Here is a 12,986-nt window from a genome sequence, read left to right on the forward strand (position 1 = left end):
AAATGACAGCCTCTAATTTTTAGAATATTGATAAGTTATGAAAAACAACGTCGAATTCGCCGAGATAATAAGAACTTTCTTTTTAAAAAAAAGCTATCGTATACTATCAATTGATAAAATTAGGTCTGGAAACATAAATGGAACTTACCTTATAGAAATAGATTTCGGTGACACTAGAAATAAATATGTTCTTCAACAAATAAACTCGGAAGTATTTCACAGACCCTATGATTTGATGTCGAATTTGAATGAAGCAATTAAACACTTTAATTACAAGGTAATTTCAATGCCATATAACCAAATCTCATTTTGTATACCTACATACATAAACTCGAATGGTTCTAAATCACTTTGTCAGGTAGAAGCAATCTTTTGGCGTCTATTTCACTATATTCAGGATTCCTATTCATTGGAAATAATCCATACAGTTGAGCAGGCCTATTCTGTTGGATATTCGCTCCATAGCTTTCACGGTGTCTTTTGTGATTTACCCAAAAATAAGCTTCTGAAACCAATAAAAGATTTCCATAACACTAAACAATATTTAAAGACTTACTATAAATTATTTAATTCAGTTTCGTTTGATAACCTAAATTTTAGCATTAGAGATAGAGTTCTTCGGGCAAATCGAACTATAATCGACAATCAAGAATTAATTACAGAGTTGGATGAAACATTAAATAGCAACAAACTAACCTATATGGCTATTCATGGGGATCCTAAAGTTAGCAATTTTCTTTTTGATTTAAAAACCGATGAAGTTTCCGCAATTATAGATTTAGACACATTTTATTATGGACCTGCGCTAATAGATATAGCAGATTGTATTCGATCAATCTGTAATCCACATGGTGAAGATGCGAAAAATTTAACTTTAAATTTTTTCGACATGTCATTATTTGATGCTTTCCTTAGAGGGTATTTTAAACGAAGGAAATTTATCCTAACGAAATATGATATGTTAAACATCTCATTATTTATGAGAATAATTATTTATGAGCTTGGAATTAGATTTTTAACGGATTATTTAATAGGTAATAAAGTTTTTAGTATAGAATATAATACACAGAACCTTAAGAGATCTGAAGTTCAGTTTAATACTCTATTAACGATTAATGCTAATTTAAGTGAGATTAACAAGAATATTCTTAGGTATATATAGAACCATATATTATGTTAAAGTTATTGAGTCTCTTGAATATATACTTCTAGGTTGCGATTGAGGTTAGAATTAATACCACACAATGATATAGATATTGATAAAAGACAAAGCATGGCAATTATTTTTATTATATTAACAGCGTATGAGTCCCAAAGAACTTTGATATCGGTATCTAAGATGTATTTAGCAATCCTTGTTTCCAGGGGATTATTAAGAGCGATTTTTCTTCTTCTCCGTCTTGCCATAATTAGATTTCGATGATCTATAGTATTACAGAAAGTCAGTTTATTTTCCACTAGAATACACATTCTTAAATGCACATGCCTTCTATCGCTAGATTCATAAGATCTTGACAATTGAAAATAAATCTTTTAATGTTTAAAAAATTATAAGCACTCATGACACAAATCCAGGTTCTAAAGTTTAGTTCTGAAGAATGTGGTACATGCCATCGCATGAGTCACTATGACTCAAAGGTCATTGAAGAATTAGGTCTAAACTTCATAAGTGTCATGCTTCAGGATACCCAAACTTATAGAAAATATCGAAAAGTTTTACTTGCTAAATACCCAAATAAGGAAGGCATGGGTTGGCCAACCTACTTATTAGTAAAAGATCTCGATTCTGATTTTTCTATTATTGGTGAGATTAAGGGTGGACATCCTAAAGGACAATTCAGGGAAATGTTGAAGCAAATTATTTCATGAATACCCTAGTAAATACTTACTAACCTGTTCATTTAGTGATTACATATAAGGAGTAACTTTTAGGTAATTTAAGTCCATGCCGATATTTTCTAGCATCTAACTATGATCAATAATTGCATTTAATTATTTAATATAACTTTTTCTTATCTTCGTAATTAATAATCTATTTAATTAATAGAAAGAACATTCATATTACGTTTAATCTGGTTTTCCTCAAGTTGTTTTAAACTTACATTATCTTCTTGTGGAATCCCTAGATAAATTATGTGTATCCATTCTTTTAACTGTTCAATTTGCTGATTCGCGTCCAATCTACCAATTCCCCTAACTATTATAGCATTGATTATCTTCCCTTTTGTAAACACAAATCTTCCTTGAATATGTTCTGGTAAGTTCTTTTTAAGACTTTTGCAGGTAGCCTCATTCATATGGGATTCCATTATTATATTTGCTTCAGAGGGCTTTATTCTTTGTATTCCACATGCTTTAGCAAGTATTTTTAACTCCATCATATCTAACAATGATAACACTGAAATCGGTAATGCACCGTATCTATCAGACCAGGATCTTGCCAATTCGAGTAGATCTTCCTTACTTCTACATTCCGATATTGCTTTATAAGCTGATAATTTTTGATCATTATCCGCAATCCAATCGGATGGGATAAAAGCCGTTATTTTCAAATCGATTTGGGTATCCTCAACTTTAGGAATGTCATGACCTTTTAGTTCAGCCATAGTCTCCTGGAGTAATTCCATGTAAAGGTCAAATCCAATAGCTTCCATTTGTCCACTTTGTGCTAACCCTAAGATATTTCCGACTCCTCTTATTTCCATATCTCTCATAGCTAATTGATATCCGCTACCTAGTTGAGAGAACTCCTGAATTGCTTTAAGTCTCTGACGTGCCTTTGGCGTAAGTAGAGATGAATTAGGGTACAGCAACCATGCATGAGCCTGAATACCACTTCTACCAACCCTTCCTCTTAATTGATAAAGTTGAGACAAACCAAACTTATGTGAGTCTTCTATAATAATTGTATTTACTCTCGGAATATCCAAGCCGCTTTCAATAATTGTTGTGCATAACATCAAATCTGCTTCACCATTATTGAATGCCACCATCGCATTCTCTAGCTCACCTTGTTGCATTTGCCCATGAGCGACAATTATTTTCATTGTACTGATCATTTTTGAAAGTTTTTCCGCTACTTCGGCTATACCTTCCACTCGAGGTACTACATAGAAAATCTGTCCACCTCGATCTATTTCCTGTCTTATTGCACTTCGAATAACTTCACTATCTATTGGAGAGAGATGTGTTTTTATAGCCATTCTCAACGGAGGTGGAGTTGTAATTAAACTCATTTCTCTTACGCCAGAGAGACTCATATAGAGTGTTCGGGGGATAGGAGTTGCGGATAGTGTTAAAACATCAATATTCTTACGTATTATTTTTATTGCTTCTTTTTGTTTTACCCCAAACCTTTGTTCTTCATCAACTACTAGTAATCCAAGAGATTTAAACTCAATATTCTTATGAAGTATTTGATGGGTTCCTATTACAACATCGATATCACCGACTTTTAATCCTGTCATTACTCGTTTTTTTTCATTCAGAGTTCTAAACCTGCTTAGCAATGCAACTTTTATTGGATATGGAGCAAATCGCTCGGCAATTGTTCTCCAATGTTGCTGAGCTAGAACTGTAGTAGGTGTAAGTAGTGCAACTTGTTTACCTGAAGTAATGGCCTTGAAGATGGCCCTAATTGCTACTTCGGTTTTTCCATATCCCACATCGCCACAGACGAGCCTATCCATGGGTTTTTCCATTTCCATATCCTTTTTAACTTCGCTGACGGCTTTAATTTGATCTGAAGTTGGTTCATACGGAAATGAGTCCTCTAATTCGCGTTGCCAAGGACCATCTGGAGGGAAAGCTAAACCTTTGACTTTTTCCCTTTCTGCATAAAGTTTGATTAGATCAATTGCAACCTTTTGAATTGATTTTCTTGCTTTTTCCTTAATTGAGTTCCAGGTAGTGCCACCCATTTTATTAAGTTTTGGTTCTTTATCATTTGTTGCTCTATATTTTCCTAGTGAACCCAATTGATCGGCTGCAACACTTAAAGTCCCATCTAAATATTGAATTATTAGATAATCTCTAGCCTCACCACCAATTGATAATTTACCTATTTTTAGAAATTTACCAATTCCATGGTTTCGATGAACTATATAATCGCCAGGTGACATTTTATAGGGATCTACCTGTTTACTTTGAGCCCTTTTTCTTTTACGGATATACCCTGTATGGTTAAGGGTTGTCTGACCAAATATCTCCTTATCAGTTATAACTGCTATTCTCCATGCAGGTAAAATAAAACCTTCTAGGTCCTGAATACCTCCATGCTTTAATGCTACAGGAGTATAATCCTTTAATAAATAATCTATAGAGTAAAAGTCATTAGTATTTGGTATAAAACTTGAGGAACAGCCATGCTCTTCTAGTAACGTTACTGTCCTACTAGGTTGAGCAGATAACAACCATATATTTGTATTATCTTGCTTTAATAAACTAATAGTTTCAGAGAGTCTTCCAAATTGGTTAGGATAAGAGGGTATTGGTTTTGCTGACAAATCAAAAGAGTTCGATCTATTGTCTTTTTCTAATAATTCTGCTGTATCAAAACCAGGAAATTTAGATACATCTTTCAAACAGCTTTCGAAAGTTTTATGTAGATTGAAGTGGAGCTTTTTGGAAGAGTCATTAACTTGTGATTTGGTGCGAGATGAGAGTTCTTGTATATGTCCGTTAACGTGGTCTAACCAGCTTTTGGAATGAGCCATACATTGGTTAGGTTCATCAATTATAATTCTTGTGTTATCAGGAAGATAATCTAGTAGGGATGAAGGCTTCTTCCATGCATAACCTATGTATTTACCAAGACCTTTTGGCATCTGTCCATCTTGTAAGCTTTCGATAGTTTGGTTATCTATGATTTGATTTAGTCGTGAATTAGAGGATTGCTTGACTATGTTTGCTATTAAATAATTTGTCCCTTTTGGAGTGATTATTATAGAGTCAACATCATCTAAAGATTTCTGGGTTAGGGGATCAAATTCGCGTACTCGTTCAACTTCATCACCAAAGTATTCAACTCGTATTGGCAACTCGCTGTTAACAGGGTAAACATCAATAATATCTCCTCTTTTACTCCATGTACCTTCTTGATCGGTATTTTCACATCGTTCATATCCAAGGTCTAGAAATCTTTGCTTTAAGGATTGAATATCCAATGAAAGATTTTTATTAATATTGAGACAAGATTGAATAAAGTCTTTTTTTGGAGGAAGATGTGGTTGTAACGCTCGCTCGGTTGTTATTATAATACTATTGCTATTATCATGTAAGCTTATTAGATTTCCTAAAACCTGCATTTGACCCCATACAATTTCATTTATCGTGTCAAAATCATCATATGGGCTACCCTCACTTGTGGGATATAACATTGAAGTTTGTATGTTCATTGTGTTCATTAAAGCTGACCAACGCGTTGCATCCTCCATGGTTGGTAAGACGATAAAAACTGGACATACTATCTTTTCTGCTATAGCGCTCACTGTAACAGCTCTTACTGCTCGTGACCCACCTCTAATAATAAGCCGATCTTCTCGATCAATTCGTTGTATTAACTCACTTGTTAATCCAACCTTTGTAAGATGATTGACTAATGATGTTATGCCCATTTCGAGATATAAATTTTTAAAGGAATTTAGAGTTGAAGGTATTGATCACTATACATTAATATCAGGATTTTAGAAGGTTTAGAGAAGGTTATTTTTAATGATGATATAATAGAAGTAAAGCCTTTACTCACTAATCTGTAATCGTAGTAATTTATTAAATTCTAATAATTGACTAATTGACAGGGTGTGTCTTGAATTTGTATTCATTTTTTCTTTAAGATATGCTCTGCCTTTCTCTTCGTTCCATTGAAGTTGATTTATCAATTTGTCAGACTCATCTATAATTTCCTCCTTACTGGGTTGAGGTTCATTTGGATGTATATCTTTGGTTATTTTAATAGATTGTAAATCATCTAAATATCTTATTAGGTCTTTATAGTTTGTAATTCTACTGCGACTTTTATAATTGTAGTTTTTTTCTAAAAATGCATCTTCTTTCTCCTTGTCCCATGATAAACGTTTGATCTCAATTTCTATTTTACTAAGTTCTTCGCTCCAGTTGATTGGTTCTTTAAGTGTTTTATCCGTAGTAAGAGGTTTATTAGAAGAATTAAATTTGGTCTCTTTAACTGTATTTTTGTGAGCTGGTCTTTTATCCAATTGATCGTTGTTAGCTTTTGACGAATTAAATTTCATATTTGTGGGATTTAAATCACTTAGAGGTGGTTTAAGGCTTGATTTTAATCTTGCTAGCAACCTTGAGATTGCGTGATCCTCTGCAATCTCGATATTTGAGCCTTCCCCAAGAGCACTGCCTAGCAAGATATCGTTTTTTGTTGCAGTAACCTTTACCACTCTTGTATCAGTGTCAATGTGGCAAATTTCTGACTGGATGATCATTCTTGTTTTTGCTCCTTCTCTTTCTAACCTAAATTGTCCTTTGTTTCCTTATTTGCGTAATTCATGCGCTCTTAACGGAAATAAACCTTTTTATAATAAATGGACTCAGCGTCCCTGCATTCGCTAATCCCTATTCTGGATGGGGTTGATCGCTGGGCAGAGTTAGCTCCATTACTACCCATAATAATATCTCTGGAGCTTGTTCTGTCAGCAGACAACGCGGTAGCCCTTGCTGTAATAGCTAAAGTTCAACGATCACCCGAACTTCAAAAACGTGCTTTAGATATAGGAATAGTTATTGCTTTGTTGTTGAGGATAATGTTGATTCTGGCAGCCCAATTGGTTATAAAATACTGGTTTATCAAACTTATTTCTGGAATTTATCTTTTATCATTATTTATTTCAAGTTTAAATAAACAAAGTCCTATAGGGACCATAGAGAATGATGAAAACACCAATCAAGCTAAATCAGAGAGTCTGCTCAAAACCATTTTTTTCTTAGCGTTGACTGACCTTGCATTCTCGATTGACAGTGTGACAGCGGCAGTTGCAATAAGTGATCAGATTGTACTAGTTGTTACTGGGGCAATAATAGGAGTAATTGCATTGAGATTTACTTCTGGCCTATTTATTAAATGGTTAGAAGAATATAGTCACCTTGAATTAGCTGGTTACATAGCTGTTGGAATTGTTGGGTTAAAACAAATAGTTCAATTACTAACCCCACAGTATATTCTTTCAGAATGGCAGATGATGATTCTCATAGCTACATTATTCGTTTGGGGTTTTTCCAAGAAAAATATTACAGAAGGCTAGAGCTTCCAGAAATTTCAAATTGTTATTTTCCAAATTTTCCAAATAATTTAAGCTCCATACCTTTTAATTGTTGTATTAATTCGTTGTTAGATAATGTATTCTTGCCTTCTAATTGGGCTTTTGTAATCCACAACTCACCATTTCCAGTCAAAACTTTTATTCCTTGTTGATTATCTACTTTAACAATTGTACCGTATTGTTCCTTTGAATCAATCTGATAATTTGAGTTGGAGTCGAACAAAATTGTTGTCAACACCTTAAGTCTTTTGCCTTTCCAAATTGTATATGCATTTGGATAGAGCCCCATAACTAGTCTATGTATATCAATGGCACTTGAATCCCAACTAATCAAGTAATCTTGCTTATTTATCATTCTTGCATAAGACGGCTCTTCTCCGAGATCGCCTTGGGGTGTCAATTCTATCAGGGAAAGATAATTTTCATTTTGGGTATTATTAATGGAATTTTCTATTTTCTCAATAGCTTCGAGCATAAGTTCAGAGTTTAGTTTACTCATCCTTTTAGATAATTGAGAATAGTTTTCATTAGGTTGAATAGTTATTTCTTTTTGAATTAAAATAGGTCCTGTATCTAAGCTTTCTTCCATAGCGATTATTGCGACGCCTGTTCGTTTATCGCCTTTTATAATCGCCCATTGTATTGGGCCTGCTCCTCTCCAATTAGGTAATAATGAAGCATGACCATTCCAGCAGCCATACTTTGGAAATGCCAACACATTAGCCGGAAGAATTTGACCATATGCAACAACCACATATAGATCTGCTGCTAATGCCTGCAGTTCCTTTTGTATAGTCAGATCCTTTGTAATTGATGAAGGAGTAAAGACTTGAATCTCGTTTTTGACAGCTTCGATCTTTATAGGAGATGAAATTTTACTGCTTCCTCTTCTTCGCTTCTTATCAGGTTGTGTTACAACGGCTAAAATTTCATGATTGCTTTCATGTAGCGATTTAAGGGTAGGCACAGCATATTCGGGTGTTCCCCAAAATATGATTTTCATGCTTCGCCGGTAATAGAAAGACTACTTACCCACACATGAGGACATATTCCTTGTGGGGTAACTTTCTGTGATTCCTCCACACAAATAATTTCTTTTAGAACTTGTTTAATATCACCTGCGATAGTAGCTGCCTCAATCGAGATTCTTTCTCCCGATTTAACCATCCATCCATCAAATGGAAGTGAAAAAGCTCCTTGACTTGCTTTTATGCCAGAATGGAGTGCATTTAAACTTTCAACCAATACATAATCACCGGGATAATTATCAATATCGAAACTTAATTCATTGGATTGGTTATTTGTATCTCCAATAACTTCAAGCCAATCGATTCCAACTGAAACTTTGGCGCCAAGACCTGCATGACCTGTGGGTTTATCCCCAAATATCCGAGCTGTTGTTTCTGAATGGATAAAGTTGTCTAATCTTCCTGAATTTATTAAGCTAAGTTTTTTTGTGGGTGTACCTTCGCCGTCAAATGTTGATGCACCAATATGAGATGGATGAAGAGGGTTATCAATTATGGACAAAAAGGGTACTGATATCGTTTTCCCAAGGGAGTTCTTATTGCTAATACTTACACCATCAAGTATAGATCTCGCATTAAAAATGTTACTGAAGGCTCCGATAAGATCTAGAAAAGCTTCGGGTGTAAAACATATCAAATATTTTCCAGTTGCAATTGGGCTGTAGTTAAGATGACTGATTGTACGTTCAGCTGCTTCATTTATACAACCATTAATATCTAAGTCATTAAATCCATTTGCTAAGCGAATGGCCCCAGAACTACGCGGTTTGCGGTTCTCTTCTGATGTAAGGGCATATAAATAAATTGATGAGTAGCTTGATTCAATATATCTTAGTGCATTTTCGCTATTCATATATATTCTTTCACTATTAGTTTCTCCTATGCCATTATATGGAACAGATGTAATTGAACTATGTTTAGAGAGTAATTCTGACTCTGCTAGTTTTAATTGTGATAATAATCTTTTTATGCCACATGGTGGATAAATAGGATTTTTAATTTTAGCTAATTCTGATTTGCATAAAGGAGAAAAATTTGGGATCTCATTAACATTTCCCAAAATACTAGCTTTACTGGCTTCTTTTAAAGCTCGGTCAAGACCTTGAGTACTTATGTCTGAAGTGCTTGTAATACCAACTAATCCTTGGTTATTCCAAACCCTTACTGTAATTGAATTTCGTTGGGATGATTTTAGTTGTTTGCTTTCACCGTGGTCAACTTGAACTGAGGTCTCAGTATTGACTGTTGCACCAAGATCCCATTTGTTTATATTCAGCTTATTTGCAAGGGAAGTAATAGTACTTCTAATATGATCAACATTAAGTCTTGGAGCTGTATACATGTTATCTGTAGAATTTGAACTCATGATTACCTACCCCCAATAGTTATGGAATCTACTTTTATATGTGGTTGTCCTACAGTTACATTGATACTACCACTTATAGAGCCGCAGAAGCCAGCTGCTAAATCTAGATCATTTGCACACATAGATATTCTAGGTAAAACTTCTTTAGCTTCCCCTATTAGAGTAGCTCCTTTAACTGGCTTATCTAATTTCCCATCTTTTATAAGGTAAGCCTCTTCAACCGAAAAGTTAAATTGACCTGTGGGACCAACACTACCACCACCCATTGATTTACAATATAATCCATCATCAACGGACGAAATAAGCTCCTCAGGTGTATTTTCACCTGCCGCAATGTAGGTGTTTCGCATTCTACTTGCTGCTGCAAAATTGTGCCCTTGCCTTCTTCCGCTACCTGTTCTTGGGTGACCTGTTCTTATTTCTCCCGCTCTATCACTAAGAAATGTTTTAAGAACACCATTTTCAATAAGTGTGGTTTTTTGTGGCTCCATTCCTTCATCATCTATAGAGATAGATCCGAAGGCTCCTGTTGTTTCTCCCTCGTCTATTGCCGTAACAGATTGGTGAGCTATTGGTTCGTTAATTTGACTTGAAAAGGGTGATGTTCCGCGTTCTATTTGAGTTGTTTCTAAAAGATGTCCACATGCTTCATGGAAAATTACTCCACCAAACCGATTAGCCAATACGACTGGCTTTTGCCCAGCATCAACGTAATCAGCATATAGCATTTTGCTAGCACTAGTGCATATCTCTTGAGCTGTGGTATCAACATCCCATTGTCTAAGTGAATTAGGAGTAGATGATGTTCCATTACGGCGACCTATGCTAGATCGGTGATTTCCATCTTCACACAAAACATTTAATCCTATCGATTCAGTTAATCGAATGTCAGAAGCAAAAGTTCCATCACTGGCCGCAATTAGAACTTCTTGCCAACCTCGAGAATAACTCGAACGTCTAACAATGATATTAGAACCGTGATGCTTAAGAAGCTGTGTTCCTTTTAAAAGTATATGACTTGCTTCCTCTAAATCAGGTAGTGTCTTAGCCCAATTAATTTTTTTTGAAGAGTAATTCTTTAGAGGATGAAGGCCTTGAAAATTAGAATTACTTATTTTAGTTACTTCTAAATCTATCATTTCAAGTGCTTGAGTTAGTGATCTCATTAAGCCAACTTCAGTTACATCATTGGTACTAACAAATCCATCTTTACCTCCGCGAAAAACTCTGATACCAGCTCCTATTCCAAAACTGGGGCTTACGTTAGTAATATCATCTTCTTCTGCAAGAAGCCCAGTGTAGTCTGTCTTTTCAAGAAAAATCTCAACTAAATCGGCGCCTGAGGCACAACCCTTATGAATGACTCCTTCCAAAAGGGTTTTGTTTTGAAAATTAAACAAATCAGTTGAGTGTGAGGACTTGTTAGTTGAGGACACGATGATTAATAGATCTAGTTATCATTGGTAGTCTTAAAAATTTAATTATACTAAAATCAATCCTTAAAATGCTGGAAATTAGCCTTCTTTTTGTCATTTTATATAATTCTTCGTATAATTGGTAGTAGGAACATTGGTGATGATATTTGGGATAACTAATATAAATTTATATAATTGGGCAAGCTGCCGGGGAGATTAATTTCTTCCTAACCATTTTTGGCCATTTAATCTTTGAAGAATTCTTGAAAGGATTAACGCTTTAGTAATTTTTCGTTCGTCAATCAAAAAAGATTCCAATAAGCTTGGGGCAAAACCTCCTTCTGAGATGCAAAATGTTTTGGCTGATTTAATCGTATCGGAATCAAAACATAACCAAAATGTTCTTCCTTGGTTCAATTCACAAAAAATCATCCAGCATTTTCCACCAACTATTGGTCTTTCTCCTTGAATAAACTCTAGTTTTGATGGCTCTATTCCATGTTTGCTTAGTGATTCACTAAGGCCCGGTATTAAATGCTGAGAAATAAACTCCGCAAATGGCTTTTCCTCCGGTTTTGGTGGAGCTGGTGGCTTTTCTGAGTCAGTTAAAGGCTTCTGAACAGGATCCTTTGGAGATGGAGGAGTCGCTGGTGGTTCTCTCAAGATATGGGAAAAGTCTTTTATTACTTTACTCAAATCTCTAAAGATAAAAATCTTTTGTGTTATTTTAATAATTTTGCTACCAATCATCATCTGAATATTCACCCCAATCTTCCTGCTGCTCAGCATAGCTTGGTGATTTTATTGGTTCATTGGGAATGTCTTTTATAGATGGTTCTAAACTATCGGAGTCGAAGTCTTGTTTCTCATAAAAATTAGGTCCTTTCGATCCACTTCTAATTACTCTATAAGAGGTAGAAATTGTTGGTAATGGTTCCCTAATATCCCTTTCCGGGGGTATATCTATTAGCTCATTCTTTATTACATCTGAGCTGATTTCATTTTGTTGTTCAGGATGACTTTGAGGTTTGTCATGATAAGAATAATGAACTTTGCGATGTAATTTTGTTGAGGGTTTGTGTGATACATAAGAGTTTAATAAAGCTATGCTTGCACCGCTTATTGTACCAAGAGACATTAGAAAGCCAATTGATATTTTTGGAGTTTCCCAAATTAGAAATTTTAGTTTTGTTTGCGTGTTGATGTTAATTATCGAAATGATTCCTATAGCAATAATTGGGGAAAGGAATGTTGTAATAAAGAAGGTCTTGTATTTATTCATTGTTTTTCCTGTTTCCACCGTGGAAAATCAATTACCTCAAGGCCAAATGAATCGAATATTCTTACAATGATAAAATCTACAATATCGTCAACAGATTTGGGATCTGTGTACCAACCTGGAATAGGTGGAGCAATTTTTGCGCCTGCTTCAGCAAGGCTAGTTAAATTCCTTAGATGTATAAGGTTCCAAGGCATTTCTCTTGGGCAAATTAAGAGTGGTCGAGATTCCTTAAGGTGCACATCAGCTGTTCTCTCAATTAAGTCTAATGAGATTCCTGATGCGATTCTTCCAACTGTTCCCATCGTTGATGGAATGATTAGCATTCCTCGTGTTTTATAACTTCCACTTGCTATACATGCAGACTGATCATTCCATTTATGACATGTGAGGGAACCTTTCGAGGTTCCTAGATGATCTCGCCAAAACTTTTCTTGTAATTGTGGATTTACGGGTATTTGAATACCTATTTCTGATTCCCATACAAGATGTGCCCCTTTACTAACAATTAGATGAACATTTTGCTCTTGCTCTAGCAATACTTGAAGGGCTCGTTCTCCAAGCCGTTGAGCTGATGCCCCTGTAATTGCGAGAACAAAAGGTTCCAAT

The 12,986-nt window shown here is 35.0% G+C and carries 11 protein-coding genes; 3 read left to right on the top strand and 8 right to left on the bottom strand.

Annotated features, from left to right (window positions below):
- Positions 1 to 37: 37 nt before the first annotated feature.
- Together SOI84_RS01435 and SOI84_RS01440 are read left to right on the top strand one after the other, a co-directional pair.
- On the top strand, positions 38 to 1,162 hold the full coding sequence (locus SOI84_RS01435; protein WP_320674630.1) for an aminoglycoside phosphotransferase family protein: 1,125 nt from the start codon (positions 38 to 40) through the stop codon (positions 1,160 to 1,162).
- Between the two features lie 398 nt (positions 1,163 to 1,560).
- Positions 1,561 to 1,869, top strand: a complete 309-nt coding sequence (locus SOI84_RS01440) for a thioredoxin family protein (protein ID WP_320674631.1) — start codon at positions 1,561 to 1,563, stop codon at positions 1,867 to 1,869.
- A gap of 167 nt (positions 1,870 to 2,036) precedes the next feature.
- Here the strand turns inward: SOI84_RS01440 and mfd are convergent, their stop codons facing one another.
- Both mfd and SOI84_RS01450 read right to left on the bottom strand, forming a co-directional pair.
- Positions 2,037 to 5,615 carry a transcription-repair coupling factor gene (gene mfd, locus SOI84_RS01445; RefSeq protein WP_320674632.1) on the bottom strand — a complete coding sequence of 1,193 codons (3,579 nt, stop codon included), beginning with the start codon at positions 5,613 to 5,615 and terminating at the stop codon, positions 2,037 to 2,039.
- A 123-nt stretch (positions 5,616 to 5,738) separates the two neighbouring features.
- On the bottom strand, positions 5,739 to 6,455 hold the full coding sequence (locus SOI84_RS01450) for a hypothetical protein (protein ID WP_320674633.1): 717 nt from the start codon (positions 6,453 to 6,455) through the stop codon (positions 5,739 to 5,741).
- Between the two features lie 99 nt (positions 6,456 to 6,554).
- On the opposite strand from SOI84_RS01450, the gene SOI84_RS01455 reads away from it, so the two are divergent.
- Positions 6,555 to 7,271, top strand: coding sequence for a DUF475 domain-containing protein (locus SOI84_RS01455; RefSeq protein ID WP_320674634.1), 717 nt, complete (start codon positions 6,555 to 6,557; stop codon positions 7,269 to 7,271).
- 22 nt (positions 7,272 to 7,293) lie between these two features.
- On the opposite strand, the gene fmt is transcribed toward SOI84_RS01455, so the two are convergent.
- From fmt to SOI84_RS01485, 6 genes are all read right to left on the bottom strand, one after another.
- Entirely contained in the window at positions 7,294 to 8,292 is a 999-nt protein-coding gene (fmt, locus tag SOI84_RS01460) for a methionyl-tRNA formyltransferase (protein ID WP_320674635.1), read from the bottom strand.
- Positions 8,289 to 9,683 (bottom strand): TldD/PmbA family protein, encoded by a 1,395-nt coding sequence (locus SOI84_RS01465; RefSeq protein WP_320674636.1) that lies wholly within the window; start codon positions 9,681 to 9,683, stop codon positions 8,289 to 8,291. Before SOI84_RS01465 ends, fmt begins: the two co-directional genes overlap by 4 nt.
- Before the next feature lie 2 nt (positions 9,684 to 9,685).
- Positions 9,686 to 11,083: a TldD/PmbA family protein gene (locus SOI84_RS01470; protein ID WP_320675310.1), complete on the bottom strand. Its 1,398-nt coding sequence runs from the start codon at positions 11,081 to 11,083 to the stop codon at positions 9,686 to 9,688.
- A 231-nt stretch (positions 11,084 to 11,314) separates the two neighbouring features.
- Complete coding sequence (locus tag SOI84_RS01475; protein ID WP_320674637.1) at positions 11,315 to 11,761, bottom strand: DUF2996 domain-containing protein; 447 nt, start codon at positions 11,759 to 11,761, stop codon at positions 11,315 to 11,317.
- 76 nt (positions 11,762 to 11,837) lie between these two features.
- Positions 11,838 to 12,380: a hypothetical protein gene (locus tag SOI84_RS01480; RefSeq protein WP_320674638.1), complete on the bottom strand. Its 543-nt coding sequence runs from the start codon at positions 12,378 to 12,380 to the stop codon at positions 11,838 to 11,840.
- Entirely contained in the window at positions 12,377 to 12,985 is a 609-nt protein-coding gene (locus tag SOI84_RS01485; protein WP_320674639.1) for a flavin prenyltransferase UbiX, read from the bottom strand. The genes SOI84_RS01480 and SOI84_RS01485 overlap by 4 nt, the downstream gene beginning before the upstream one ends.
- Between the last annotated feature and the right edge of the window lies 1 nt (position 12,986).

The sequence above is a fragment of the Prochlorococcus sp. MIT 1341 genome (assembly GCF_034092415.1).
Lineage (GTDB): Bacteria > Cyanobacteriota > Cyanobacteriia > PCC-6307 > Cyanobiaceae > AG-363-P08.